This window comes from Acidomonas methanolica, from assembly GCF_004346035.1.
Classification (GTDB): Bacteria; Pseudomonadota; Alphaproteobacteria; order Acetobacterales; family Acetobacteraceae; genus Acidomonas; species Acidomonas methanolica.
Genome location: NZ_SLZN01000013.1, coordinates 51,900 through 78,205, shown reverse-complemented (window position 1 = coordinate 78,205; position 26,306 = coordinate 51,900). Strand labels below are relative to the sequence as shown.

21 protein-coding genes, 1 pseudogene and 1 riboswitch are annotated in these 26,306 nt (G+C 66.9%); of the genes and pseudogenes, 5 read left to right on the top strand and 17 right to left on the bottom strand.

Annotation, left to right across the window (positions count from 1 at the left end; translation table 11 throughout):
- Nucleotides 1–91: 91 nt before the first annotated feature.
- Together EDC31_RS10775 and EDC31_RS10770 are read right to left on the bottom strand one after the other, a co-directional pair.
- Nucleotides 92–1,069 carry a LysR family transcriptional regulator gene (locus tag EDC31_RS10775; RefSeq protein ID WP_081797895.1) on the bottom strand — a complete coding sequence of 326 codons (978 nt, stop codon included), beginning with the start codon at nt 1,067–1,069 and terminating at the stop codon, nt 92–94.
- Nucleotides 1,066–1,440, bottom strand: a complete 375-nt coding sequence (locus tag EDC31_RS10770) for a YidH family protein (protein ID WP_042061766.1) — start codon at nt 1,438–1,440, stop codon at nt 1,066–1,068. Before EDC31_RS10770 ends, EDC31_RS10775 begins: the two co-directional genes overlap by 4 nt.
- Nucleotides 1,441–1,938: 498 nt before the next feature.
- Between EDC31_RS10770 and EDC31_RS10765 the strand changes: the two genes are divergently transcribed.
- Nucleotides 1,939–4,293: a plasma-membrane proton-efflux P-type ATPase gene (locus EDC31_RS10765; RefSeq protein ID WP_042061764.1), complete on the top strand. Its 2,355-nt coding sequence runs from the start codon at nt 1,939–1,941 to the stop codon at nt 4,291–4,293.
- A gap of 161 nt (nt 4,294–4,454) precedes the next feature.
- Here the strand turns inward: EDC31_RS10765 and EDC31_RS10760 are convergent.
- The 14 genes and pseudogenes from EDC31_RS10760 to EDC31_RS10700 form a co-directional block, all read right to left on the bottom strand.
- A pseudogene (locus EDC31_RS10760) lies at nt 4,455–5,701 on the bottom strand (transposase).
- Between the two features lie 252 nt (nt 5,702–5,953).
- Nucleotides 5,954–7,417 (bottom strand): cardiolipin synthase, encoded by a 1,464-nt coding sequence (gene cls / locus EDC31_RS10755; protein ID WP_239641605.1) that lies wholly within the window; start codon nt 7,415–7,417, stop codon nt 5,954–5,956.
- Nucleotides 7,414–7,884: a hypothetical protein gene (locus EDC31_RS18160; RefSeq protein WP_052511801.1), complete on the bottom strand. Its 471-nt coding sequence runs from the start codon at nt 7,882–7,884 to the stop codon at nt 7,414–7,416. Before EDC31_RS18160 ends, cls begins: the two co-directional genes overlap by 4 nt.
- A gap of 315 nt (nt 7,885–8,199) precedes the next feature.
- Nucleotides 8,200–10,794: an MMPL family transporter gene (locus EDC31_RS10750; protein WP_042057525.1), complete on the bottom strand. Its 2,595-nt coding sequence runs from the start codon at nt 10,792–10,794 to the stop codon at nt 8,200–8,202.
- 274 nt (nt 10,795–11,068) lie between these two features.
- Nucleotides 11,069–11,548 carry a 6,7-dimethyl-8-ribityllumazine synthase gene (gene ribH / locus EDC31_RS10745; protein ID WP_042057521.1) on the bottom strand — a complete coding sequence of 160 codons (480 nt, stop codon included), beginning with the start codon at nt 11,546–11,548 and terminating at the stop codon, nt 11,069–11,071.
- Nucleotides 11,545–12,819 carry a bifunctional 3,4-dihydroxy-2-butanone-4-phosphate synthase/GTP cyclohydrolase II gene (locus tag EDC31_RS10740; RefSeq protein WP_042057519.1) on the bottom strand — a complete coding sequence of 425 codons (1,275 nt, stop codon included), beginning with the start codon at nt 12,817–12,819 and terminating at the stop codon, nt 11,545–11,547. The genes ribH and EDC31_RS10740 overlap by 4 nt, the downstream gene beginning before the upstream one ends.
- On the bottom strand, nt 12,816–13,442 hold the full coding sequence (locus EDC31_RS10735) for a riboflavin synthase (protein WP_042057517.1): 627 nt from the start codon (nt 13,440–13,442) through the stop codon (nt 12,816–12,818). The genes EDC31_RS10740 and EDC31_RS10735 overlap by 4 nt, the downstream gene beginning before the upstream one ends.
- Nucleotides 13,443–13,448: 6 nt before the next feature.
- On the bottom strand, nt 13,449–14,519 hold the full coding sequence (locus tag EDC31_RS10730; protein ID WP_042057527.1) for a bifunctional diaminohydroxyphosphoribosylaminopyrimidine deaminase/5-amino-6-(5-phosphoribosylamino)uracil reductase RibD: 1,071 nt from the start codon (nt 14,517–14,519) through the stop codon (nt 13,449–13,451).
- Between the two features lie 80 nt (nt 14,520–14,599).
- Nucleotides 14,600–14,751, bottom strand: a riboswitch (FMN riboswitch).
- 100 nt (nt 14,752–14,851) lie between these two features.
- Nucleotides 14,852–15,046: an entericidin A/B family lipoprotein gene (locus EDC31_RS10725; RefSeq protein ID WP_042057515.1), complete on the bottom strand. Its 195-nt coding sequence runs from the start codon at nt 15,044–15,046 to the stop codon at nt 14,852–14,854.
- 95 nt (nt 15,047–15,141) lie between these two features.
- On the bottom strand, nt 15,142–15,546 hold the full coding sequence (locus tag EDC31_RS10720) for a hypothetical protein (RefSeq protein ID WP_042057514.1): 405 nt from the start codon (nt 15,544–15,546) through the stop codon (nt 15,142–15,144).
- A gap of 167 nt (nt 15,547–15,713) precedes the next feature.
- A complete protein-coding gene (locus EDC31_RS10715) occupies nt 15,714–16,028 on the bottom strand; it encodes an antibiotic biosynthesis monooxygenase family protein (protein WP_042057512.1) in 315 nt (104 codons plus the stop codon).
- Entirely contained in the window at nt 15,958–16,842 is an 885-nt protein-coding gene (locus EDC31_RS10710) for a heme ABC transporter ATP-binding protein (RefSeq protein ID WP_132127039.1), read from the bottom strand. Before EDC31_RS10710 ends, EDC31_RS10715 begins: the two co-directional genes overlap by 71 nt.
- Nucleotides 16,839–17,840, bottom strand: coding sequence for a FecCD family ABC transporter permease (locus EDC31_RS10705; protein WP_042061535.1), 1,002 nt, complete (start codon nt 17,838–17,840; stop codon nt 16,839–16,841). Before EDC31_RS10705 ends, EDC31_RS10710 begins: the two co-directional genes overlap by 4 nt.
- Nucleotides 17,837–18,766 (bottom strand): heme/hemin ABC transporter substrate-binding protein, encoded by a 930-nt coding sequence (locus tag EDC31_RS10700; protein ID WP_052512183.1) that lies wholly within the window; start codon nt 18,764–18,766, stop codon nt 17,837–17,839. The genes EDC31_RS10705 and EDC31_RS10700 overlap by 4 nt, the downstream gene beginning before the upstream one ends.
- A 131-nt stretch (nt 18,767–18,897) precedes the next feature.
- Here EDC31_RS10700 and EDC31_RS10695 point away from each other — a divergent pair, with 131 nt between their 5' ends.
- Nucleotides 18,898–21,027, top strand: a complete 2,130-nt coding sequence (locus tag EDC31_RS10695) for a TonB-dependent receptor domain-containing protein (protein ID WP_042061533.1) — start codon at nt 18,898–18,900, stop codon at nt 21,025–21,027.
- Here EDC31_RS10695 and EDC31_RS10690 read toward each other — a convergent pair.
- Complete coding sequence (locus EDC31_RS10690; RefSeq protein WP_042061531.1) at nt 20,993–22,465, bottom strand: helix-turn-helix domain-containing protein; 1,473 nt, start codon at nt 22,463–22,465, stop codon at nt 20,993–20,995. The genes EDC31_RS10695 and EDC31_RS10690 overlap by 35 nt on opposite strands.
- Before the next feature lie 123 nt (nt 22,466–22,588).
- Here EDC31_RS10690 and EDC31_RS10685 point away from each other — a divergent pair, with 123 nt between their 5' ends.
- From EDC31_RS10685 to prpB, 3 genes are all read left to right on the top strand, one after another.
- On the top strand, nt 22,589–24,106 hold the full coding sequence (locus EDC31_RS10685; protein ID WP_042061529.1) for an MmgE/PrpD family protein: 1,518 nt from the start codon (nt 22,589–22,591) through the stop codon (nt 24,104–24,106).
- A gap of 67 nt (nt 24,107–24,173) precedes the next feature.
- Nucleotides 24,174–25,346: a bifunctional 2-methylcitrate synthase/citrate synthase gene (gene prpC, locus EDC31_RS10680; RefSeq protein ID WP_042061526.1), complete on the top strand. Its 1,173-nt coding sequence runs from the start codon at nt 24,174–24,176 to the stop codon at nt 25,344–25,346.
- Nucleotides 25,346–26,251, top strand: coding sequence for a methylisocitrate lyase (gene prpB, locus EDC31_RS10675; RefSeq protein WP_042061523.1), 906 nt, complete (start codon nt 25,346–25,348; stop codon nt 26,249–26,251). Before prpC ends, prpB begins: the two co-directional genes overlap by 1 nt.
- The last annotated feature ends 55 nt before the right edge of the window (nt 26,252–26,306 follow it).

Genomic DNA, 26,306 nt, shown 5'->3' with positions numbered 1-26,306 from the left:
TCGTCGTGGCGCTTCCGTGGTGAACCTGGCCCATAGCGCTTCCTTCCATTCCAGCGAGAAGAATGCACCATCAAACCACGGGACTAAACATCTAGTGTCGTGATCCTTCATCGGGACGAGACCTCGTGGGCGGCACGTTTTCACGGCCGGACTCCGGAACCGCCTGACCGATCGCGGCTCGGTGCGTCGACGGAGAATCCAGAAGCAGCGACATGAAAGCCGCCTCGCCGGGCGAAAGCTGACGACGCGGATGCCGGACCAGAAGGAATTCCCGGTCGGGGAACGGGAAAGGAACGTGATGCAGGAGACCGGCTTCGAGCCGTCCCGCCACGACGCTCGCCGACAGGACCGTTGCGGCCAGCCCCGTCTCGACGGCGCTGGCGACGGCCTCGTTCGACGCGATCTCCATCATCACCGGCAGCGTCGAAAAGGCCACCCCGCTGTGCTTCAACGCATTTTCGAAGGACGAGCGGGTTCCGGAACCCGGTTCACGCAGTACCCACATGCTTTCACCGAGACCGCCCGCTTCCGGCGGCTTTGCGGCCCAGGGGTGACGGGGGCCGACGACGAGAAGAAGCCGGTCCGTTGCGACGGTCTCGCTCGCGAGTTCGGCGTCCGTGACCGCATCTTCCACCAGACCCAGCGAGGCGTCGCCCGAGCGGATCATCAGGCAGATGTCGCGCGTGTTGGCGATCGTGACCTTGAGGTCGATCCCCGGATGACGTTCATGAAAGTCGTTGAGGCGGGCAGGCAGCCAATAGCTGGCGATCGTGTGGCTGGCATGGACATGCAGCACGCCGCCGCGGAGCGTGCGCAGATCGGTCAGCCTTTCGCGCGTCGCGTCCGCGCGTTGCAGAACCGCGCGCGCTTCGGCCAGCAAGGTGTGACCCGCCTGTGTCAACGCAATTCGTCTGCCGATACGGTCGAACAGGGCGATCTGGAATTCCCTTTCCAGCACCGTGACCGCGGAGCTGACCGCCGATTGCGTCAAATGGAGATGGTCCGCCGCGCGCGTGACGTGCTCCCGCTCGGCCACAGCGACGAAGATGCGGAGCTGCTCCAGCGTCATGCCGCGATCGCGCGGATCAGAGCCACCAGGACCGCAAGGCCGAAGAGGAAAAGCGCGCCCGTCAGCCAGCCCTCCAGCCCTGGCAGGGCGATGCTCGCGGGTGCATCCCCTTTAAGGGCGGAGCGGACCTTGCGAAAGCGCAGCCAGGCCGCGGGAAGCACCGCAAGCCCCGAGCAGACGGCCATGATGCCGATCCAGGAGGTCGAACCGATGGGCGGATGCTGTGGAGACGGATGCTCCGCGACGACCAGACGCAGGAAGATGTCGAATTTCGCGAGCACGCAGCCGAAGGCCACCAGCGCCAGAGCGGTACGAATCCAGGCGAGAAAGGTCCGCTCGTTTGCCGCATGATCTGAGTAGCGTTCAATCATGCGACGGTCTCTTGCCCCGTCGGCGCGCCGGCAGACCGGGCGAGCGCGCGGCGGAAACCCGCTTCATGTCGGCGGCGGGTCATCGCGATGTCACGCATGTTCTGCATGGACGATTCTGCTCCCCGGATGGTCCCGCTCGTTGTTCTTATCCTACTATACTGTTCGTTCCAACGGAATGATTTCCCGGGAACGTTCGGGACGTGCGAACGGTGTGAGTCTGTCGGCGTTACGTCGATGAAAGGCCGCGCCCTGTGCCGTGATCGAGGCCGTGGTTGAATCGCCGTGGACCGCCTTGCATTGCCGGGGTCGCCCGGTTCATCCTGTCCCTGTCGGTCCGATCATGTGTTCGAGACCGCCCGCTCCGCTGCCTGCCATCCGAAAAGAATGACAGGCGCGCAAGTGAGAGAGCCGCGCCCCGCGGGAGAGGCTCGACTGAGAACGACCCCCGCAGGTTCGGCGGCGTCTTGGCGGCGTGCCCGGGGTGAAGGAGCGGCGGAGTTGGACGAGTCGTCAGCACGTGTCGAAAATGGTCACGGCCTCTCCGGCCTGACCGAGGCCGAGGCGCAGCACCGCCTTCGGCAATACGGACCGAACGAGATTCCCGAGCGGCGACGCCGTCCGCTTGTGACGTTCCTGGGCAAGTTCTGGGGACCGATTCCCTGGATGCTGGAAATGACGATTCTGCTCCAGCTTCTGCTCGGCAAGAACGTGGAGGCGGCGGTCATCGCCGCGTTGCTCAGCGTCAATGCGCTGGTCAGCCTCATGAAGGAAGACCGCGCGGACAAGGCGCTTGAGCTGTTGCGGCACCGGCTGACAGCGGAGGCGCGCGTCCGGCGGGACGGCGCATGGCGTTCAGTGTCCACCGCCTGCCTCGTGCCGGGCGATATCGTGCATCTGCGCATGGGCGATCTCTCGCCGGCCGACGTCAAGATCGTCGAGGGCGGCATTCTGCTCGATCAATCCGCCCTGACGGGTGAATCGATCGCCGTGGAGGCCGGTGTCGGTGCGACGGCCTATGCGGCGGCGGTCGTGCGGCGCGGCGAGGCGACGGGCGAGGTGACGGCCACCGGAACCCGGACCTATTTCGGCAAGACGGCCGAGCTGGTCCGCACCGCGCACGCGACGAGCCATCTGTCGGTGACGATCTTCAAGATCGTCCGCGTTCTCATCGGCATCGACATCGTGCTGATCGCGGCGCTGCTGACATATGCCGCCCTGGCCGAGATGCCGCTTCGGGACGTGCTGCCCTTCGCGCTGATCCTGCTGGTCGCCTCGGTGCCGGTGGCGCTGCCGACGACCTTCACGCTGGCGACCGCGCTCGGCGCCGCCGAATTGACGCGTTCCGGCGTGTTGTTGACCCGACTCTCCGCCATCGAGGAGGCGGCCGGCATGGACGTGCTGTGTACCGACAAGACCGGCACGCTGACGGAAAATCAGATGACGCTGGCGGCGAAAATGCGCTTCGACGCCGCGTCGGACGACGAACTGGTGCGGCTGGCGGCCCTGGCGTGCGATCCCGCTACGCAGGATTCGATTGACCTGGCCATTTTGAGCGCCGCAACCGCAGGCGGCCTGCTCGCCACGCCACTGCCGGAGCGGCTCGAATTCGTCCCGTTCGATCCGGCAAACCGCTACTCGCTCAGCCGCTATCGCGAAGCCGGCGGCGAATTATGCGTCGCCAAAGGCGCCTTCCAGGCCGTCTCGACATTGATCGGGACGGCGCCCGACATCTCGGCCGAGATCGACAGGCTGGCGTCATCGGGTATGCGGGTGCTCGCCGTGGCGCACGGGACGAGCCGCGCGAGCATGAGCCTGGCAGGGCTGATCGGGCTGAAAGACCCGCCGCGAAGCGATTCGGCGACTCTGGTGAAGGGGCTCAAGGAACTCGGAATTCGCGTCATCATGGTGACGGGAGACAATGCCGCCACCGCTGTGGCCGTCGCCCGGCAGGTCGGTATCGAGGGGCCGGTCGCGGCGGCGGATGCGCTCGATCACGTCGACGGCAGTCACGCGCTGGACAACGGCGTCTACGCCCGCGTCTATCCGGAGCACAAGATTCGCCTGATCCGGCTGCTCCAGTCGGCAGGCCATGTGGTCGGCATGACGGGCGATGGCGTCAACGATGCGCCCGCCCTGAAGCAGGCGGATGTCGGCATCGCTGTTTCCGGCGCGACGGATGTGGCCCGCGCAGCCGCCGGCGTGGTGCTCACGGCGCCGGGACTGACGGAAATGCTGACCGCGGTACGTATCAGCCGCCGTATCTATCAGCGGATGCTGACCTATACGATCAACAAGATCACGAAGACCCTGCAGATTGCGGTCTTCATGACCTTCGGTGTCATGTTGACGCATAGTTTCGTGATCACGCCGCTGCTGATCGTGCTTCTGCTGTTCGCCAACGACTTCGTCACGATGTCGATCGCGACCGATAATGTCGGTTTTTCTTCCAGCCCGGATCGATGGAACGTGCGGATGCTGATGCTGACCGGCAGTTTGCTGGCGGCGGCCTTACTGTTTCTTTCCTTCGCGGTTCTTTATGTCGGGCGCGACGTGCTCAGGCTGCCGGTCGCGGAATTGCAGACGCTTGTTTTCGTCATGCTCGTGGCGACGGGGCAGGGGACCGTCTATCTGGTGCGCGAACGAGGCCCGTTCTGGCGGTCGCGCCCGAGCCGTTGGCTGGCCGTGAGTTCGGTCGCCGATCTCGTTGTCGTGACCGCCATGGCCGCCACCGGGATTTTCATGGCGCCGGTCGGGCTGACAGTCCTGATATCGCTTCTGGCTGTCATCGCCGCGTATATGATCCTGCTCGACGTCCTGAAAGTCCAGTTGTTCCGCCGTCTGGCGATTCACTGAGAGTGCGCCTGCTGGTCGCCGCCATTGGCAGCCGGTCGTGACGATAGAGAGAATCGTCTCCATGACGCCGCGTAAATCCATGAGGCATATCTTCAGCCAGCCGCTTAGCAGGCTGTCGGGTTGGGCTCTGCTGTCGTGATGAGTGAGGTAGGCGAGGGCGTTCATGCGGCGGACAGTCGCGCGATCCTGCGGCAGTTATAGGCGAGGGCGACGAGGGTCCATTCTGTTGCGACGTTTGCGAGGCCCCGGAGGTGGAATCGGGTGAAGCCCATGGCGCTCTTGATGATGCCGAAGACCGGTTCGACGGTCTGCCTGCGTAAGGCGTAGAGGGTTTTTGCCGGGTCCTGTTGCAGCCTGGCTTTCATTTTCAGGCGCCAGGGCTCGGTGATCCGAAGCGGCTCCCTGGGTGATGGCTCTGGCCGGAAGTCATAAGAGCGCCGATCCACGGGGCGTCCGATGGCAACCAGCGGGTCCACGCCCCTGGCCTGCACTGTTTCGACGGCCTTGCGGCTGGCAAAGCCCGTATCGGCGAGGACGGTTCGCGGCAGGCCGATCCTTCCCTCCATGCCCAGGATCATGTCGGCAAAGCTGGGCGCGTCGGCCGTGGTTGCAACGATCCCCTTTTCCACGATCAACTGGCGGCCCTCGGCGCACACCACGGCCTGGGCGTTGCAGGCTTGCCGGTATTCATGCGCGTCGGAACGGCGCATCAGCTTGCTGTCCGGGTCGGTCAGGTTGATCTGCCGGTCGGGTAGCGGTTCATCGTCCGGTTCTTTCGGCGGGCGGCCGCGCCGTCCCCGCTTCGCATCAAAGGCCGCTTTCCTGCGTTCATAGTCGGGCCGGGCGGCCTCGGCCTGCTTGCGGGCTTCCGCCTCCCGGCGGGCCAGCTCATCCGGCAAGGCCTGGTGATCCATCTCGGTCGCATCCGCCGCATCCGCCCGCTCCATCAGGGCGGCGATGTCGGTGGCCAGTTTCTCGCGGAGGTCTTTCGCGCGATCATAACGGATGGAACGGTATTTCGAGGCGTTGGCATCGATCTTCGTGCCGTCGATCGACACCGTGCCCAGCCGCATCAGCCCCGTCTCGCGTGCCAACTCCAGCACATGCAGGAAGGCCGCCTCGATCGCCGCACGGTTGCCGCGCCGGAACGTCGAGATCGTGTCATGGTCAGGATGCAGGTTCGCCGCCACAAAGCGCATGCCGATGTCACGATGCGTCGCCCGTTCGATCCGGCGCGATGAGAATACGCCTTGCCGCCAGTCCGCCGAGGCACTGAAAATGCCCCCAGCGGCACCCGCTCCACCGCCGCCACGATGAAATGCGCCACATCGTCCGCCGGCAGCCATGATTTCAGATCCGGCGGCAGAAGATACGGCTGCGATCGGTCAAACGGGATGAAGCTGCTCATCCTGAAAGCTTACCGCAAAGCGCCAGAGGAAGGTACCCCAATCCGACAGCCTGTTAGAGACTGTTTCAGAAGTCGCGACCCGCACCGATGCGGGGCGCTGCCCTGCACCCGGTAGGGCAAAACCCCCTTCACCCCATGCATTCCAATAAATTCAATCAGAGGGTTTCCAAAGGGCGGCCGCCCTTTGGCAGGGTTCGGGGCAGAGCCCCGGGAGCATCGCCTCTATGACACAACAACTTTCGAGACAGCCGCTTAGAGAACCGGCCCGATCATCGCCAGCACGTTGTTCCACAACACGCGGTGGCGCGGCCAGGCATCGACCTCTTCCAACGTGATGCGGATCGAGACATCCATGTAGCGCTGTTGCCGGGCGCGGATCTGGGCGGTGAAATCGCGGTCCGCCAGCAGGATATTGTTCTCGAAATTCAGGTCGAAGCTCCGGCGGTCCATGTTCGCCGAGCCGATCAGCGTCATGCGCCCGTCCACCGTCAGCGCCTTGGTGTGCAGCAGCCCCAGCGGGTATTCCCGGATTTCCACTCCGGCATTGAGCAGTTCGCGGTAATAGCTGCGGCTCGCCCCGGCCACGATCCATGAATCGTTGCGCCGGGGCATGGTCAGCGTGACGCGGACGCCACGCCGCGCCGTGGCGACCAGCGCGAACTGGATCGCCTCGTCCGGCACGTAATAGGGCGTGGTGATCGTCAGTTCCTCCGCCGCCGCATGCATGAGGGAGACGAAGGTCTCCGGCATGGCGGCGTAGCGCCGGGCCGCGCTCGTGCCGATCACCTGCGCCACGAAGCCGGGCCGCTCCGGCACATGGGCGCAGGCGAGGAGAGGGACGAGCGATTCCTCCGTATGCGCCATCCAGTCCGTCGCGAAGAGATGCTGGTTTTGCAACACCACCGGCCCCTCGAACCGCGCGAAGAGATCGACCCAGGGCGCGTATTTCGCCTTGATGCGGAAGGCGGGATCGGCACAGTTCTGGCTTCCGCACCAGGTCAGGTGATTGTCGATCACCACGATCTTGCGGTGATCGCGCATGTCCAGCCTGCCATGGAGCGGCCAGAGCAGCGGACTGCCCAGCGGCAGGGCACGGACGAGACGGGCGCCCGCATCGGCCATGGCGCGCCAGTGCGGCGTGCGGATGAGATAGCGCGAGCCGAGATCGTCCGCCATGATCCGGCAGGTCACGCCCCGCGCCGCCGCGCGCTTGACCGCCTCGACGACCTCCAGCCCGTTCCGGTCCGGCAGCCAGATATAGAAGGCGATGTGGACGTGTTCGAGCGCGGCGTCGATATCCTCGACCAGACGGGCGATCGCAGTGTCGGAATCGGGGGCGAGTTCGGCGGTGTTGCCGGGCATGGGCGGGTAGCCGGACGCGGATTGCCCGACCTTGAAGAGCGGTGCGAGGCGCGGCGGGAGATCGAACATCGCCTCCGCGTCGACCAGCGCGTCCGCGCCGACCGCCGTCGCCTTGCCGGGGACGGGGAGCAGGCGCATCGCCTCTTGGATGCGGGCCACGCGCTTGCGCCCGAGATTGGTCTCGCCCAGCATCAGATAGGCCACACAGCCGAGAAACGGCAGGGCGGCGATGATCGCGATCCATGCCACGCGGGACGCGGGCTGGCGGTGAGGCCGCAGCAGGGCGCGGACGATGAAGCTGATCTGGAGGCAGACGCCGAGCGCCGCGCTTGCGACGCGCCAGTCCAGCGTCACTGCGGCGCGGAACCGCTGGCGGGCGGCGGGAGCAGGGTGACGCTGAGCTTGAGGATGGACGCGCCGAGATGCGCGCCGCGCATGGTCATATGCACGTAGAGATGCACGCCCTTCTGGTTCTCGAAGGCCGCGTAACCCGCTCCGCGCCAGACGGCGGCGTCGGCCCCGGCCTGCCAGTACGAGCCGTTGAAATCGGTGATTTTCCCGAGATCGGCCACGTGGCCGTCGGCCTTGACCCGCACATAGCCGAGCGAGCCGATCCCGCCGCCCGCGATCCGGAACGGGTAGGACTTGCCCATATAGGTCAGCGTCCCCTGCCCCCATTCATAGCCGATCCCGCCGCCCACTTCGCGCAGGGCGAAGGTCACGCGCGGTTCCTCGATCGCCGCGCGCGGGAGGCCGGGGAGAACGAGTCCCGCTGCGAGCAGCGGAAGGGCGACAAGGCGTCGCAGGGAAAAATCAGACATGGTGTTTTGCCGTCCAGAAACCGGGAAAGCTTCAGCGCGCAACGAACCGGACGGTTCGTTCCTGCGGGAAGAACTTGACCGACACGGCAGAGACCCTGCAAGCGAAAAAAGTAACGGACCGTTCGTGGGGAGATCGGTCTTCGCGCTCGCTGCGGACCGTCGATGGCAAAAACGAGCGTTTTTCAGCCATGCCCCCGGCCCGGCTGCATCTCGGCATGGAGCGGCTTCTCCTGAAGTGATGCCAGACCTTGCCCGGGATTGATCGAAATGGAGACGCAATGCCGGAGCGGCGTTTCTCTCCTCACTCCGGGTCCCTCACTCCGGGTCGATGTCCCGCTTCGGCAGGAGGGCGGGGATGAAGATCAGCGTGGCGATGAGCGTGCAGCCGAGCGAGATCAGCAACAGGCGTCCCATGCTGGCCGTGCCGGGATGGTGCGAGGCGGCGAGCGAGCCGAAGGCCGTGCCCGTGGTCAGCGCCGAGAACAGCACGGCGCGGGCGGTGGGGGAGGTGAGAGGGCCGCGCACGCCGGCGCGCCAGTTCATCACGAAGTAGATGTTGAACGAGACGCCGACGCCGAGCAGCAGGGGCAGGGCGATGATGTTCGCGTAGTTGAGCGTCTCCGGAATCGTGACGATCATGATGACCGTGAGCAGGGCCGAAAGCACGAGCGGGGCCATCACGAGCGCCATGTCCAGCAGGCGGCGCAGGGCGGCGAAGAGGATGATCGCGATCATTGCCAGCGCCGAAACCGCAGCGGTGGTGAAGGCATGAACGAGGGTCCGCGCGCTCTCGAAGATTTCCAGCGCCGGACCGCCCGCATTCGGATCGACCGACTGGACCTCCCTCAGGAAGCGTCCCAGCACCTTGTTGTCCGAGAGATGGCCCTTCGGATAGATGCTCAGCTTCGCCCGCCCGTCCGGCAGGGCATACTGCGCGGCGATCTCAGGCGGAATGGAGTGCAGCGTCACCGGCGTCGGCCGCAGGATGCGCTGCAACTCCGCGAGCTGTTCGGGCAGGAACCGCGTCAGCGCCGCGTTCGCCGCCAGAACGGTGGCGTCCGGCGCGGTCGACAGCATGACGAGCGAGGCCGTGATCTCGCGCAGCGGATCGTTCGGCGGCAGCTTGGCAAGCGCGGGCGTGAGCTTTGCGGCGGCCTGCTTCGCGGCCTCGCGCAGGGCGTCGGCATCGGGCGGGGCGGCGGGCTGCGGCACGATCAGCGTGGGCAGGAGCAGCGACGCGGCGTCCGCCACCATGGCCAGCTTGTCCTTCTGGTCGTCGGGCACGAAGGAGCCGAGCCAGAGCACCATCTCCACGCTGGGCAATCTGGCCAGCTTCGCGGCTTCCGTCCGCGCCACGTCGAGATTCGGCACCAGAAGATCGGCGGTATAGGGCGAGGATCGCGGGTCTTTCTCCAGCAGCGCGAGGGCGCGCATGCCTTCGGAATGCGGATTCTTGGTATGCAGCGGGTCGGCATCGAAGCCCAGCGTGGGCACCAGCCCCGCCCCGGCGAGGCCGAGAATCACGAACACCGCCAGGACCGGGCGGCGATGCTCGCGCAGGAAATGGTCCAGTCCCGCCGCCCTGGCGAAGCCGGGCGCGCGCTTGCCGAGATCGGCGCGGCAGAGATGCAGCAGGGCGGGCAGCAGGGTGATGGTGGAGATGAAGGCGATCAGCATCCCCACGCCCGCGATCAGCCCGAGCTGCGCGACGCCGACGAAATTGGTCGGCACGAAGGCGAGGAAGCCGGTGGCCGTGGCGAGGGCGGCGATGAGAATCTGATGGCCGGTCTCGTAGCCCGTGCGGGCGAGCGCGTCGTCCAGCGGCATCGGCCGGCCGTCCGGCAGACGCTGGCCGCGCAGCCGCACGCAGAACTGGATGGCGAAATCCACCGCTATGCCGATGAAGAGAATGGCGAAGGCGATGGAGATGAGGTTGAGCGTCCGCACCATGACCGCCGCGAAGCCGGTGGTCAGCAGCAACCCGGTGACGAGGGTGACGAGGATGGGGAAGATGACGCGCGGCGAATGGACGGCAAGGGCGAGCCAGAGCGCCACCAGCACGAGCGACGTGATGAGGCCCAGCGCCATGCCGTTGGCGACCGTGGCGAACTCCTCGTCGTTCAACTGCACCTCGCCGGTGATCATCACCACGGCATTGCCGCTCTTCACGAAAGGAAGCTGGCTGATGACGGCGTGCATGGCCGCCGCCGCCGCGCCGCCGGGTTGCAGCATGTTGTAGTTGAGGATCGGCTTGGCGATGACGAAGACGTAGCCCGTGCCCAGCGAACTCAACTGCCCGGCCAGCAGGTTCTGCCAGGAGAGATCCTTCGGATGGCCGGAGGCCGCCTCATGCAGCGCCTTCGCGAAGCCTTCCAGCTCCGGCCGGAAGCTGTCGGGCGTCCCGTTGCCGGTCTGTATGCCCTCGCCGATCAGCCCGAGCGCCGAGAACAGGCCGCGCGCCGACGGATCGGCGGCCAGCGTGCCGAGGAAGGGTTGCGCCGCGATGATGCTGTTCAGCAGAGTTTCGAGTTTCGGCTTGTCGAGATAGAGCAGGGCGTGATTGGTGAGGAAGGCGTTGTCGTCCGGCAGGCGCACGGAGGTGAAATGCGCGTGATCCCTGGACAGCGCCGCCGCGAGCGCCCGCGCGGTGGCGCGTCCCTGCTCCGGGATGTCGGAGCGGATGACGGCGACCAGCGTGCCGTCTGTCTGCGGGAAGAGCTTCGACAACTCGTCGTTGCGTTTCTTCCACGGCAGGGAGGACGAGAACATCTTGTCCGTGTCGGTCGTGACCCCCAGCAGCGTGGCGCTGGCGAAAATCGCCCCCGCGCCGAACAGGGTGAAGAGAGCCAGGACGACCCACGCCTTGCGGGCGCAGAGCATGACGATCTTGCTGATGAGGGAAGAGAGCATGAGGGTTGGGTGCGACCTGAACCGTGGAGCCCGCCGACGGGGCGGAGGGTCCGCAAAGCGGACCACATCGGGCGGGAAAATCCCGGTTTAAAGCATTGTTCCCGATTTTGGAAACAGGGTCGGCCGCATTGTGGAGCGTCCCGGTTCGAATTCCGGCGTTTCGTGGCGGACGGTGGGACGGGTTGAGACGCGGGGCCCGGCCCCGCGCCCGCCAAAGGGCAGTCATCCCCTGGACATCCTTGATAAAAATTTTAAGAGGGGATGCCGGACCGGATCAGGCGGGACGGGCGACCTCGCGCAGGAAGGCGAGCGTCTCGACGCAGGCCGCCGCCGCCTCGCGGCCCTTGTTATGGGCGTCGGCGCGGGAGCGGGCGACGGCCTGATCCTCAGTATAGGTGGTCAGCACGCCGAAGGCGACGGGCACGCCGGTTTCGAGCTGGGCCTGCATGATGCCCATCGTCGCGCCGAGGCTGATGAACTCGAAATGCGCGGTGTCGCCCTTGATGACGCAGCCGAGGCAGATCACCCCCTCGAAACGCCGCGACCGCGCCAGCGCCTGCGCCATGAGCGGCAGTTCAAACGCACCGGGCGCATCGTAGATCGTGACATCCGCGATGCCGCGCTCGGCGAGCCATGCCAGCGCGCCGTCACGCAGCCCGTGCGTGATTCCGGTGTTGAACCGGCTGACCAGCATCGCCAGACGCGGCGCGGGGGAAAGAACGAGGTCGGGGGCGACCGGACTGTGCAGGCTCATGCCGTTTCTTTCATCGACAGGATTGAAGGGCGGGGCGCGGTTTCGGCCAGGACATGGCCCATGCGCGTGCGCTTGGTGTGGAGATAGGCGTGGTTGAAAGGGGTGACGGCGGTTTCCAGCCGCTCCTCGCGCAGCACGGTCAGACCGGCTTCGGCGAGACCGCGCGTCTTGGCGGGATTGTTGGTCAGCAGCACGAGCCGCGTGACGCCGAGCGCGCGCAGGATCGCCGCGCCCGCGTCCCAGTTCCGCGCCTCGGCGGGCAGGCCGAGGGCGAGATTGGCGTCCACCGTGTCCAGCCCGGCATCCTGCAACTCATAGGCGCGGATCTTGTTGCCCAGCCCGATGCCGCGCCCCTCGTGACCGCGCAGATAGACCAGCACGCCGCTCTCCGCCGCGCCGATCCGGTGCAGCGCCTCGCGCAGTTGCGCGCCGCAATCACAACGCAGCGACCCCAGAGCGTCGCCCGTCACGCATTCCGAATGCAGCCGCACCAGCGGCGTGCCGAGCGCCGGATCGCCCTTGACGAGCGCCACATGTTCCGTGCCGTCCGGCGCGCGAAAGGCATGGATGCGCAGATCGTTGCCGCCGAACGCGGTGGGAAGCGCCGCCTCCGCCACGGGAAGGACGGCGGCCCTTGCCGCCGCGACCGACACGGCCCGCGTCTGTGTGGTCGCGCGGAGATGGGCGACGATCTCGGCGATGCTGATGACGGGCAGGTCATGCGTCGCGGCGAGACGGCGCAGCTCGGGCAGGCGCGCCATCGCGCCGTCTTCGCGCATCACCTCGCAGATGACGGCGGCGGGCTCCAGCCCAGCCAGACGGGCGAGGGCGATCGAGCCTTCCGTATGGCCGTCACGCGCCAGCACGCCGCCCGGATGGGCGCGCAGCGGGAAGATATGGCCCGGCGTGCTGATCTCCGCCGGATCGGTGGCGGGATCGGCGGCGAGGCGGACGGTCCGGGCGCGGTCGGCGGCGGAGATGCCGGTGGTGATGCCGTGCGTCGCCTCGATTGAGACGGTGAAGGCGGTGCCGCGCGGATCGTGCCCGCGCCGGGGCTGGAGCGACAGGCCCAGCCGGTCGACCTGCTCCGGCTCCAGCGGCAGGCAGATCAGCCCGCGCCCATGTGTCGCCATGAAGGCGATGGCCTCGGGCGTGGCGCATTCGGCGGCGATGACGAGATCGCCCTCGTTCTCGCGGTCCTCGTCATCGACCATGATGACCATGCGGCCCGCGCGGATGGCGGCGATCGCGGCCTGAAGGGCGGGAGTCATGACTGGCCTCCCCGGGACTTGTCGCCATGGGCAAGGAGGGTTTCGACATATTTGGCCAGCACGTCCACCTCGACGTTCAGCGGGTCGCCCGGCGAGAGGGCGGAGAGCGCCGTATGGGTCCAGGTGTGGGGAATGATGGTCAGGCTGACGGGGAAGGACTCCCCGGCCACAGGACCGATGCCGTTGACGGTCAGGCTGATGCCGTCCAGCGCGATGGACCCCTTCTCGACCACATAGGGGCGCAGCGCGGCGGGAATCAGGACCGTCAGGCGACGGGAATCGCCGACAGGCTCTACGGCGTCGAGGTGCGCGACGCCATCGACATGGCCCTGCACGATATGGCCGGAAAGGCGCGTGGCGGGCGTGCAGGCGCGTTCGAGATTGACGCGCGCGCCCTCCGTCAGCCGCCCCAGCGCCGTGCGGGAGAGGGTCTCGCCGCTGAGATGAAACAGCGCCTCCCCCGCGTCGTCATGCGTGGCGACGGTCAGACAGACCCCGTTCACGGCGATGCTTTCGCCGTGTTCCAGCCCGTCGAGGCCGGTCGCGACGGTAAGGCGCAGGTCGGGCGCGCGGCGCTCGATGGCGCGGATGGTTCCAAGGGTTTCGATGATGCCGGAGAACAACGCGGATTATCCTTGTGTCACGGAAGTCGGAGTCACGGAAGTCAGCAGGGCCGCCGCCTCGGGCAGCACGGTGAGGGGCGAAGGCGAGCGGCAGGCGAGGTCGCGGAGATCGGACATGCCGGCATGTTGATCATCGGAATGGTGACGAAGCGTGAGCCAGTCGTCCCACATGTCGGCGGCGCGAACGGCTTCCAGCAGGGCCGGGCCGCCTTCGACCATCGCCCAGTTCGCACCATGCGCGGCGAGCCGTTCCGGGGCGTCGGCAAGGTCGCGGACGCGCAGGACATGGAATCCCGCGCTCCGCATCTCCGCGTCCCAGGCGGCGGGAACGCGCCCGCGCCGGTCACAGAGGGCGAGGAGACGGGGCGCGCGGTCCCGATGATCGGGGACGTGGCGCACGGTGAAGCGGGGATTGTCCGCCAGCACGGTGCCCGCGCCCGTGATGATCGCATCCGTCGCGCGGCGCAGCAGATGAGCGAGGCGCAGCGATCCGGAATCGGTGAAGGTGGTCCGGCCCGGTGGCGGATTCATGCTCCCCTGCCCGTCCAGCGCCTGCTTGACGGTGATCCGGCAGCGCCCGCGCGTCACACGGCTCGCGAAGGGGCCGATCAGGGCGCGGCACGATTCGTGCTGGGCGGCGAGGGCGGGATGGCCGGCGGCGAAATGCACGCTCATGCCGCCCGGCCGTTCGGCCAGACGCGCCGCGCCGCCCGCCGCAAGGTGATGGGGGTCGGCCGCGCCGATCCAGACCTCGCGCACCGGGCTGGCGCGAAGGGCCTCGCTGCATGGTGGCGTGCGGCCGGTATGGTTGCAGGGCTCCAGCGTGACGACGGCGCTGCGGGCGCGATGCAGAACGCCGAGGCGCGCGGCGTCGGCCAGGGCGCGGGCTTCGGCATGGGGGGTTCCGGCGCGATGATGCGCGGCGGTGACGAGGATCTCCCCCTCGTCATCGAGCAGGGCACAGCCGACTGGGGGATTCGGGGCCGTCGCACCCATGAAGCGCGCGGCTTCGGCGATCGCGCTGTCGAACGCCGCGGCGACCTGCTTCAAATCCGTGATGACATCCGCCGACTGCACCTGTTCCTCCACCGCGTGGACGGACTCAGGGCGTCATGACGGTCAGCCCGCACATGCGAACGGCATGCGCGACGCACCGGCATCGTTCTCTTTCATCCGGACTGTAACCGTCGGCTCCGGAATCGGACCGGATCTGCTGACCCTCCGGAGAAACTCCGAAGGCGCTCGCGGGCTCGTGCAGGGGACTGCACCTACCGCCGGTGGGGAATTGCACCCCGCCCTGAGAACATCAGTTGCGGATATCGGACGAACGGCCGCCCTTTTCAAGGTCGAAAAGCAAAAAGGCCGGACGTTGCCGTCCGGCCTTTCCATTGCTGCGTGTATTGTCCGGATCAGTGCGTGGCGGCCTGCGGCATGGCCTGGTGCCATTTGTCCTGCGTGTAGTTCGCCCCATGGCTCAGATCATGGCCGACCGAACTGACATCCTTGCCCGCGCCGGCAACGGTGTTGCACGCGGACAACGTGGTTGCCGTGCCTGCGAACAACGCGAACGTCAGTGCGAGGCGGACAGCGGAACGGGTGTTCATGGAAAACTCTCCTTAAACGGCCAACTCAATGTTGCGGCAGAGTTAACGCGCATCATATTTTCGGGTTCCCAACGTTTCTATCGGCCGGATCGTCCTCAATGGGCGCCGAACAACAGGAGCAGGAGCAGCAGCCCCATGCCGAAGACGAGCATACCCCATAGCGCCCGCACGACACAGTGGTGACGCAGGCGATGACGGCAAAGCAGCCGCATCAGCGGGTCACTTTCCCGCGCGGACTCGTCCTCAGCGGGCGGCGCCAGCCGGTAAGGCCGTTTTCCCGCCTCGATGCCGAATTCCGACAGCAACTGGGTGCGGAACCCGTTGAGTTCCTCCCGCGTGTAGAGCCGCCTGCCGCCCACGGTGATCGGGCGCGGCCCGCAGCGCGTCCAGGCCAGCGCGCGCAGCAGCCCGCATGAAATGCCGAGCAGCCCCGCCGCCTCGACCGGGGAAAGGATCGCCTTGCCGGGGAAGACGACCAGCCCTGCCTCCACTTCGCCCATCGTCCCGCCTTTCTCCCTCCAGGCACCGAGTCGCGCGACACGCTCATATCAGAACCGAATCACAGTCCGGCGCCATGAAAAAACGCGGATATCTCGTATGCGGACGAGGTTGCCCTCGCCCCGATGTGAGCGGCCGGGCAGGGCTGGAGGGACGATGACGGGCGGCCTCAGTTCTCCACGGTCTGGAGCACCTCGAATCCTTCGAAGACCGGCCCGCCGATCGTCAGCTTGCGCCCGTCGCCCGCGGAGGCGTGGGCCTGGCGGAACTGTTCGGACTGGGTCCAGGCGAGGAACGCCTCATAGGAGGCCCAGACCGTATGGGAGGCGTAGAGCGTGTGATCCTCCGCCTTCGGGCCTTTGAGGAACTGGAAGGACACGAAGCCGGGCACGGTTTTCAGCAGCACCTCGCGGTCAAGCCAGCGGCGCTGGAACGCCTCCTCGCAATCCGGTGCGACCCTGAAACGGTTCATGGCGATATACATGGATGTCTTCCTCTGAATGAATGTTGGAACGGGCCAGATCATGCGGAATGACGAATGGCCTGCCCGTTTCGGCGTGGATGCGAACATGCGGCGCGGCGACGCCGAACGCCGCGCCGAGGGTCTCCGGCGTCAGGACCGCCTCGGGCGGGCCCTGCGCGAAGATCCGTCCCTGTTTCAGCACGATGATACGATCGGCGCGGGAGGCTGCCCAGTTCAGATCGTGCAGCACCATCAGACAGGCGCCGCCCCGCCGCACATGCTCGCGCGCGAGGTCGAGACTCCGCCCCTGATGGGCGAGATCCTGCGCCGAAATCGGCTCGTCGAGCAGCAGAAGGCCGGGCCGGCCCTCCTGCGCGCCGGCATCGAGCTGCGCCAGCACCCGCGCGAAATGAGCGCGCTGGCGCTCGCCGCCGGAGAGACTCATGATGTCGCGCCGCGCGAAAGCCGACAGCCCGACGCGGCGTAACTGGGCGGCCACGAGGCGGTCGCGCGCCGGCGACGGCAGGCCGCGCACGCCCATTCCCGCCAGCTCCGCCACCGTGAACCGGGCGCGCAGGGGGCAGTCCTGCGCCAGCATCGCGCGCCGCGCCGCGAGGCGCTCCGGCGTCATGGCGCGCAGGGGGGCGCCGTCGAGCGTCACGCTGCCCGCGCCCGGCGCGAGCAGCCCGCTGGCCACGCGCAGCAGCGTGCTCTTGCCCGCGCCGTTCGGCCCGATGATCGCCGCCGCCTCGCCCGGAGCGATCTCGAACGAGATGTCGTCCAGCAGGGGACGGGACCCGACATGGCAGGAGACGTGGTCGAACCGCAGCGTCATGAGGAGATCTCCACCTCGTTCACCTGCGCGAGGAGCCAGACGAAGAGCGGCGCGCCGATCGCCGCCGTCACCACGCCCACGGGCACGTCGGCTGGGCTGGCGATGACGCGCGCGATCGTATCCGCCGTCAAGAGCAGGACAGCCCCCAGCAGGGCGCTGCCCGGCAGCACGATGCGGTGATCCGGCCCCGTCACAAGGCGCACCAGATGCGGCACGATCACGCCGATGAAGCCGATGACCCCGACGAAGGCCACCACCGGCCCGGTGGCGAGCGCCACGCCCAGCATGGCGAGGCGCTTGGACCGCTCGACGCGACAGCCCATCAGCGCCGCGTCCGCCTCGCCGAGCAGCAGGGCGTTCAACGGCCCGGCGAGACCGGAGAAGATGATGGCGGCGAGCAGGAGAAAGGGGAGCAGCAGGCCGATATGCGTCCATCCCGCCCCCGCGAGGCTGCCCATCGTCCAGAAGGTGAGATCGCGCAGCGCGGTGTCGTTGGCGCGGAACACCAGAATCCCCGTCATCGCCCCCGCGAAGGCGCTGAGCGCCACGCCGGCGAGGATGACCATGCCGGTCGAGGTCACGCCGCCCCGTGTGGCGAAGCGATAGAGCAGCAGCGTGGCCAGCAGCCCGCCGGTCATGCCGCCCAGCGGCACGGCCCAGGCCGCCAGCACGCCGCTGCCCAGCGCGCCGCCACCCAGGACGATCATCAGCGCCGCCCCCAGCCCCGCGCCGGAGGACACGCCGATCAGCCCCGGATCGGCCAGCGGATTGCGGAACAATCCCTGCATCACCGCGCCTGACACGGCCAGCACCGCGCCGGTCAGCGCCGCGAGCGTCGCCCGCGGCGCGCGGATCTGGCTGAACACCAGCCAACCCAGCTTCCCGCGCGGCAGGCCGAAGCCCGTAGCGCCAGTGGACAGCGCCAGCAGCGCCGCGAGCAGCAGGAGAAGCAGGAGAGCCGAGATCAGCAATACGGAGGACGGACGCGAGAGCGTCATGCGGGCGAGGCCGCGGCGATCATGCGGGCGAGATCGAGCGCAGCGTCCGGCGTATGCGGCCCGAAGCCCAGCAGCCGCTCGCCCTCCATGGCGATGATCGTCCCGCGCCGTCCCGCAGGCGTCAGGCGGAAGCCGGGATCGGCTCCCAGAGCGGTGCGGATCTGGTCCGCGCCCTGCGCCATGGTCAGCACGATATCGGGCTGAAGCGTGATGAGCGCCTCGTCCTCGACGATCTTGTAGCCCTGCATGGAGCCTCCGGCGTTGATCGCCCCGGCGAGCCGGATGACCGCATCCGCCGCGGTTCCTGTGCCCGCCGCCATGGGATGGCCGTTGGTCATCCTCATGATGAACAGCACGCGCCGCGCGACGGGATGCGCCGCGCGCCAGGCCGCGAGGTCGTGGAAACGCGCTTCGATCGAGGCACCGAGCGCGTCGCCGGCTTTCTCCGCGTCGATCAACCGCGCCAGGAAGCGCGTGCGCTCCAGTATGGCGTCGGGAGAGGGGGTCGCATCCACGAACACGACGGGAAGGGTCGAGGCGATGAGCTGGTCCATCGCCGTCGGCGGTCCCGCGTCGTTCATCGCGAGGATCAGATCCGGCTGAAGGGAGAGCACGCCTTCCGCCGAGATCGTGCGCATGTAGCCGAGGGATTTCTTCTCACGCAGCGCGGCGGGCGGCCGCGTCGATGTCGTGTCCACCGCCACGATCCTGTCCGCCGCGCCGAGGTCGTAGAGCGTCTCGGTGATCGTGCCGCCGATGCAGGCGATGCGCCGTGCGGGGCCAGGGATCACATGCCGTCCGCGCGCGTCGGTCAGGCGCGTCGCCGGCCCGGTCGCCGCCAGCAGGCGGAGCGGCGGGGCCGAGACGAGGAGCGCGCCCATTGTCGCGCGCCCGAGCGTCCTGCGGCGAAGAAGGCGTGTGGACATGGTGGATCGTCTCCTGGGGCAAGGTCGTGACGATTGATTAAATGAGAATGATTCTTATTGCAAGTAAGATTCATTCTTACTATTGAGTCGCTCCACCCTGTTTCGAACCTCATCGCCTGGGATTGACCGAAATGCCGCCGACCCGCCGCCTGCTCAGCCTGTCCGTCGCGACGCTCGCCCTCTGCGTCGCCGCGCCGGCTCTCGCCGAAACCCAATCCGTTACCGCGACCGGGGAGGCGAACGAGAAGGGCGGGTCCACCATCCGCCTCGGGAAAGTGACGGTGCGCGGGCGCACCGCCGCGCCCGAGGTGCCGCAGGCCTCGGCTCATGCATCGCGCAAGGAGATGCTGCGCGTACAGCCCAACGAGCCCTATGCGATTCTCACCGGATTGCCGGGCGTGTATTTCCAGAATGACGGCACGCCCTCTCTCGCCGTCTCCATGCGCGGGATGCAGGATTTCGGGCGCGTCAACGTCATGATCGACGGTGCGCGCCAGAATTTCCAGGAAAGCGGCCATGGCGCGAACGGGAGCGTCTATGTCGATCCCGGGCTGCTGGCCGGAGTGGACGTGCAGCGCGGCACGGTCGCCACGGCGGACGGCGCGGGCGCGATCGCCGGTGTGATGAACCTGCACACGCTCGATGTGGACGATCTGGTCGAGGCCGGAAAACACTACGGCATGCAGGCGCGCGCTCTGGGCGGCACGAACAATTATGACGGATCGGGCATGGTCGGCGCGGGCGCGCGGGTGACGGACTGGCTGGGCGTGGCCGCCGCGTTTTCCATGCGCAGTTCGGGCGCTTACGACGACGGCGACGGCAATCAGATCGCCCACACGTTCCAGCGCCTGCAATCGGGGCTGTTCAAGATCGACATCACGCCGGGGATCGACCAGAGCCTGAAGCTCGGCACCGTGATCTATCACAACCAGTTCGGCGTCGGGACTGAAGGGATCGCCACGGCGGACGAGGTGCAGAACAATACCGGCACGATCGAATATCGCTTCACGCCGCACGACAACCCGCTCGTGGCGCTGCACGTGAAGGGCTATATCGTCAGCACGAGCATGGCGAATGAGACCCCCTCCTTTCAGGGCGTGACCGTGGCGGCGGCGGATCTCACCCATTACAACCTGACGACTCTCGGTTTCGAGGCGGACAACACCTCCCTCCTGCGCGCCGGGCCGGTCAGCATCGCGCTGAATTACGGCGGCGAATATTACCATGATCACGTCAACACCACGGACCAGACGGGCTATACCGGCGCGACGCCGAGCGGCGGGCGCGGCGTCGGCTCCGCCTTCACCCAGGCCACGCTGGGCTGGAAGATCGTCCAGCTCACCGGCGCGCTGCGCTATGACAGCTACAGCCTCTCGGGCGGCGGGGTGAACGAGATCGGCGGCTTCACGAGCGTTCCCGCCGGGCCCTTCCATATCAACAAGGGGTCGGATGCGGTCAATCCCAAGGTCACGCTGGCCGTCAATCCCGTGAAGGGCTTGCAGATCTATGCGAATTACGGTCTCGGCTTCCGCCCTCCCGCCACGACGGAGACGCTGTATTCCGGCTCCCATCCCGGTCTCGGCTTTCTCAAATTCATTCCCAACCCGAATCTGAGTCCGGAGCGGACCTATGGCTGGGAGGTCGGCACGAAGCTGCATTATGACGACGTTCTCGTCGATCACGACCGCCTGACCTTCAGCGGCGATTATTTCAATACGCGCATCAAGAACTATATCGGACAGACGCTGGTCACAGGCGCGCCGAGCCCGGGCTCCTATATTCCGAACTACGGATATTTCTTCCAGAACATCGCGGGCAACACCCATACGAGCGGTTTCGAGGGGCAGGTGAAATACGACGCGCGCCGCCTTTTCGCCTCGCTCTCCTATACGGACACGACGACGAAACTGCCGGGCGAGGATTATTCCGGCTACGATCAGGTCGTGACCAAGCCGCCGCGTTCGGTTCTGGCCGGAACGCTGGGGGTGCATTTCTGGAACGACCGGCTGACGATCGGCGGCCGCATCCGCGCGGCGACGCATACGCGCGGGCAGCCGAGCGTCGATACGGGACTGACCACGATCCGCGCCGGCTATGTGGTGTTCGATCTCTTCGGCAATTATCAGATCACTAAGCGGCTCCAGCTTTTCGCCAGCGCGGACAACGTGACCAACCGCCAGTATTATGCGAGCTCTCTGGCGGCCATTCCCAATCAGGGGCTGACGGTCATGACGGGGCTGAATTTCGCGCTGTCGCGCTGAGCGGGTGGACGGGCTCCGGCAGGCGTCCCCGCGCGTCGCGCGCGGCGGCCTGCCGATGGCCCGAGGCGGGAAGGGCGCGATGGGCGCAATTGTCCCGCAGGCAGGCGCGGCATCCCGGCCCGATCGGGACGAGCGTCGCAGGCTCGGCCAGATCAAGCCCGACGCTGTAGACCAGATCGCGCGCATGTTCGATGGAACAACCCAGCATCACGGCCGTCTGGCGCGGTTGGTCGAAGCTGGACGTGCTGCTGCGCCCGACCTGACGCGCGATGCTGAGATAATTCTTGTGGTCGTCCATCCGTGCGAGTTGCACCTGCACCTGGGCAGGCATCTGGAAGGCGCGGAACACGCTCCAGAGCGGGCATGGTCCGCCGAAGCGCGAGGGGAAGAAGCTGTTGGCGCTGTAACTCTTGAGAATGTTTCCCGCGATGTCGATTTTCATGAAATAGAACGGAACGCCTTCCGCGCCGGGACGCTGGAGCGTGCTGAGGCGATGGCAGACCTGCTCGAAGCTCGCGCCGAAAACCCGGCGCAGGCGTTCGATGTCATGGCGCATGGCGAGGGCGGCGTCGCGGAAGATGCCGTAGGGCAGGATCAGCGCGCCGGCATAGTAATTCATCAGGAAGAGCCGCCCGAGCGTCGCGGCGCCCGTGTCGCGCAGCGGCGAATGACGCAGGATTCGCTCGAACGCCGCGTGACATTCCGCCTCGCCGATCGCCTGGGCCAGACGGAAGCAGGTGCGGGAATAACGCTCGCCGTCAGGCAGCCAGATGGTGCGGCTTTTGCGGTCGATGCGCCATGTGTCGCCGCTTTTCGTCATCTCCGCATCCATCGCGACGCGGAAATTATGGCGGTCGCGCAGATGACGCGACAGCCGCGCGGCCATTCCGCCCTCGCCGAGACCGAGGGCGTGATACTGCGCCTCCGCCATCCGGTCCAGCGTGTCGAAGTAATTGTGATGGGCCTGCACCCAGGACGCGACCGCCTCATAAGGTTCCTCCTGCGCCGCGCCGGTCGCGGGGGCGCGGGAGTGCATGGCGTCCGAGGACTGGATGACGCCGCGTTCCTGCGTCGAGAGATAGGCGCGATAGAGATGCACGAACTCGCTGCACAGAGCGGGGGCGACGCGCATCGCGGCCTGAAGCGCGGCGAATGGCACGCTTTCGCCGGAAAAGACGCGATCCGTCAAAATTTCGCGCAGGGCCTGAATGCCCCGATTTTCCTCCATGTCGTCGAAGAAATCGGCCCCGACATCGAAGATCGCGCATAATTCGCCCAGCAGGCGCGGCGGGAGCGGGCGCTGGTCCCGTTCGATCTGGTTGAAATAGCTCACCGACAGGCCGAGCCGCCGCGCCAGCGCCGCCTGCGTCATGCCGTGATCGCCGCGCAGCCGGGCGATGCGCGCGCCCGAGAAGATTTTTTTATGCGCCACGGTCATATTCGCAACATTCGCAAACCTGCCTTCGCCATTTCGCCTCTTTCCGCCTTTGCGCCTCTTTCGTCAATCGCCCGTAAGGCGCGAGATGCGGGCATCGCCATCAGATGAGTGAAGGTCCGAGAGATGCAGTTTCACGATGTCACCGTCCATCCGGAGAGCGACCGCCTGCCGCGCGAAGGGCAACTGGCCTGGAAGATCGCCTCCGTCGCCGCCGATCCGGTCGCGGTCGAGACGGAGGTGGCGGAGATGATCGTCAACCGGATCATCGACAATGCGTCCGTGGCGATCGCGTCGATCAACCGTCATTCCGTCATCTCCGCGCGGGCCGAGGCGCTCGCCCATGCCCGTCCCGGCGGGGCGACGCTGTTCGGCATGGGCCCCGACCGGCGCGTCCATGCCGAATGGGCGGCCTGGGCGAACGGCACGGCCGTGCGCGAACTCGATTATCACGATACCTTCCTCGCCGCGGAATACTCGCATCCGGGTGACAATATTCCGGGTATTCTCGCCGTCGCCCAGCAATGCGAGCGGTCGGGGCACGAACTCGTGCGCGGCATCGCGACGGGATATGAAATCCAGATCGATCTCGTGCGGGCGATCTCTCTGCACAAGCACAAGATCGACCATGTGGCGCATCTCGGCCCGTCCGTCGCGGCGGGACTCGGCACGCTGCTGGGCCTGCCGGTGGAGACGATCTACCAGTCCGTCCAGCAGGCGCTGCATCTGACGACCGCGACGCGCCAGAGCCGCAAGGGAGAAATCTCCTCCTGGAAGGCCTATGCGCCGGCTCATGCGGGCAAGATGGCGGTGGAATCCGTCGATCGCGCCATGCTCGGCGAAACGTCGCCGAGCCCGATCTATGAAGGCGAGGACGGCGTGATCGCCTGGATGCTCGACGGCAGGGACGCGCTGTATCGCGTGCCGCTGCCGTCGGCGGGCGAGCCCAAGCGCGCGATCCTGTCCTCCTTCACCAAGGAACATTCCGCCGAATATCAGAGCCAGGCGCTGATCGACCTCGCCTTCCGCATGGGCAGGCAGGTGAAATCCTGGGACGATGTCGAGGACGTGCTGATCGAGACCAGCCACCATACGCATTACGTCATCGGCACGGGTTCGAACGATCCGCAGAAATTCGACCCGCACGCCTCGCGCGAGACGTTGGACCACTCGATCATGTATATCGTCGCCGTCGCATTGCAGGACGGCGCATGGCATCATGTGAAATCCTACCTGCCGGAGCGCGCGCAGCGCGAGGACACGGTGCGTCTGTGGCGCAAGATCCATACGATCGAGAGCCCGGAATGGACGCGCCGCTACCATGCCGAGGACCCGGAGGAAAAGGCGTTCGGCGGCCGCATCACCATCCGCTTCCGCGACGGATCGGTTCTCGCGGACGAGCTGGCCGTGGCCAATGCGCACACGCTTGGCGCGACCCCGTGGCAGCGCGCTGACTACATTCGCAAATTCCGCATGTTGACGGAAGGCATCGTCACGTCCGCCGAGGCTGAGCGTTTCCTTTCGGTCGTGCAGGCCCTGCCGTCCCTGACGGCCCGGGAACTGCCGGAGCTCGAAATCCGCATTGACCCCGCGCGCATCGAGCAGAGCCGCGCGCGCGGGATCTTCGGCTTCCAGCCTGCATGAGCCGACCGGCAGAGGCAAGTTCGCAAGGAGCGCCGCGAGGCGTCATCCGCATCAGGGGGTCCATCCCATGACCGACCGTTCCGACACCGCGCCGCGCCCCAAGAAATCGGTGGCGCTCTCCGGCGTCACTGCCGGCAACACCGCCCTCAGCTCCGTCGGCCAGCGCGGGGACGAGTTGCAATATCGCGGCTATGACATCCGCGATCTGGCCGAGGGTTGCGAATTCGAGGAGGTCGCGCATCTCCTCGTCCATGGGCGTCTGCCCGATCGCGCCGAGCTTGCGGCCTACAAGGAAAGGCTCCGGACGTTCCGCGCGCTGCCCGACAGCGTGCGGCGCGCGCTGGAGAGTCTTCCCGCCGCCGCGCATCCGATGGACGTGCTGCGCTCGGGCGTTTCGACGCTCGGCTGTGTCCTGCCGGAGCGGGCGGACTGTAATCCAGTCGGCGCGCGGGAGATCGCCGACCGGCTGCTCGCCTCGCTCGGGTCCATGCTGCTTTATTGGTATCATTTCTCCCACCATGGCCGCCGCATCGAGCTGGAGACGCCGGAGGACAGCATCGGCGGGCATTTCCTGCATCTCCTGCACGGGCGGAAACCGCGTCCGGAGTGGGTGGGCGCGATGCACGCGTCGCTCATTCTCTATGCCGAGCATGAATTCAACGCCTCGACCTTCGCCTGCCGCGTGGTCGCGGGGACGGGGTCGGACATGTATTCGGCCATCACGGCGGGGATCGGCGCGTTGCGCGGCCCGAAGCATGGCGGCGCGAACGAGGTGGCGCTCGACATCCAGCAACGCTACCTGACGCCGGACGAGGCCGAGGCGGATATCCGCCGCCGCGTGGAGGCGAAGGAGGTCATCATCGGCTTCGGTCATCCGGTCTACACGATCGCCGATCCGCGCCACGGCATCGTCCGCGATCGCGCCCGGGCGCTCTCCCGCCTCGCGGGGTCGGCGCGGCTTTTCACCATTGCCGACCGCATCGAGCGCGTCATGGCCGATACCCGGAAGATGTTTCCCAATCTCGACTGGTTCAGCGCCGTGGCCTACCACATGATGGGCGTGCCGACCGCGATGTTCACCCCGCTCTTCGTCATGGCGCGGACGGCGGGATGGAGCGCGCATGTCATCGAGCAGCGCGCGGAGGGGAAGATCATCCGCCCGTCCGCCGCCTATGTCGGGCCGGAGAAACAGGTCTTCGTGCCCATCGGCGAGCGCGGCGTGCTGGAGGAGGTGGCCTGATGATCTCTCTGACAGCCGGGGCCCTTCCCGGCGAAACCGCGGGGCTGCGTTTCCGCCGCCTGCTGGAGCGTCCCGGCATCCTGCGCCTGCCCGGCGCGCATAACGGCCAGGCGGCGCTCCAGGCGCGCGATGCGGGGTTCGAGGCGCTCTATCTTTCCGGCGCGGCGATGACGGCCTCCATGGGCCTGCCCGATCTCGGGATCATCACCGTCGATCAGGTTGCGTTCTTCATCAGCCAGATCGTCAATGCCGCTGGGCTTCCCCTGCTGGTGGACGGCGACACGGGATATGGCGAAGCACTCAACGTCATGAACATGGTGCGTGTCTTCGAGACGGCTGGAGCGGGGGCGGTGCATCTGGAGGACCAGATCCTGCCCAAGAAATGCGGTCATCTCAACGACAAGAAACTCGTGACGCCGGAGGAGATGGCGCGCAAGGTCGCCGCCGCCTCCCGCGCCGCGCGGGATATGGTGATCGTCGCCCGGACCGACGCCGCGGGGAGCGAGGGTTTCGATGCCGCCGTCGCGCGCGCGCGGCTCTATCGCGAGGCGGGAGCGGATGCGATCTTCCCCGAGGCGCTGACAGATGCTGAGATGTTCCGCGCCTTCGCCAGGGCGTTGCCCGGCGTGCCGCTGCTGGCGAACATGACCGAGTTCGGGCGCACGCCGTTTTTCACCGCGTCCGAATTCGAGGAGATGGGCTACCGGATGATCATCTGGCCGGTGAGTTCGTTGCGCGTGGCGAATTTCGCGCAGGCGGAACTCTATCGCACCTTGCGGGAGACCGGCAGCACGAAGGCGATGCTCGACCGGATGCAGACCCGCGCGGAGTTGTACGCCACCTTGCGCTACCACGAATACGAGGCGTTGGACTCGCATATCGTCGCGACCGTCCTGCCGTCCTGATCGCGCCGCCGGACCCCGTATCACGGCGCTGAAATAAACCTATATCGAAACAATT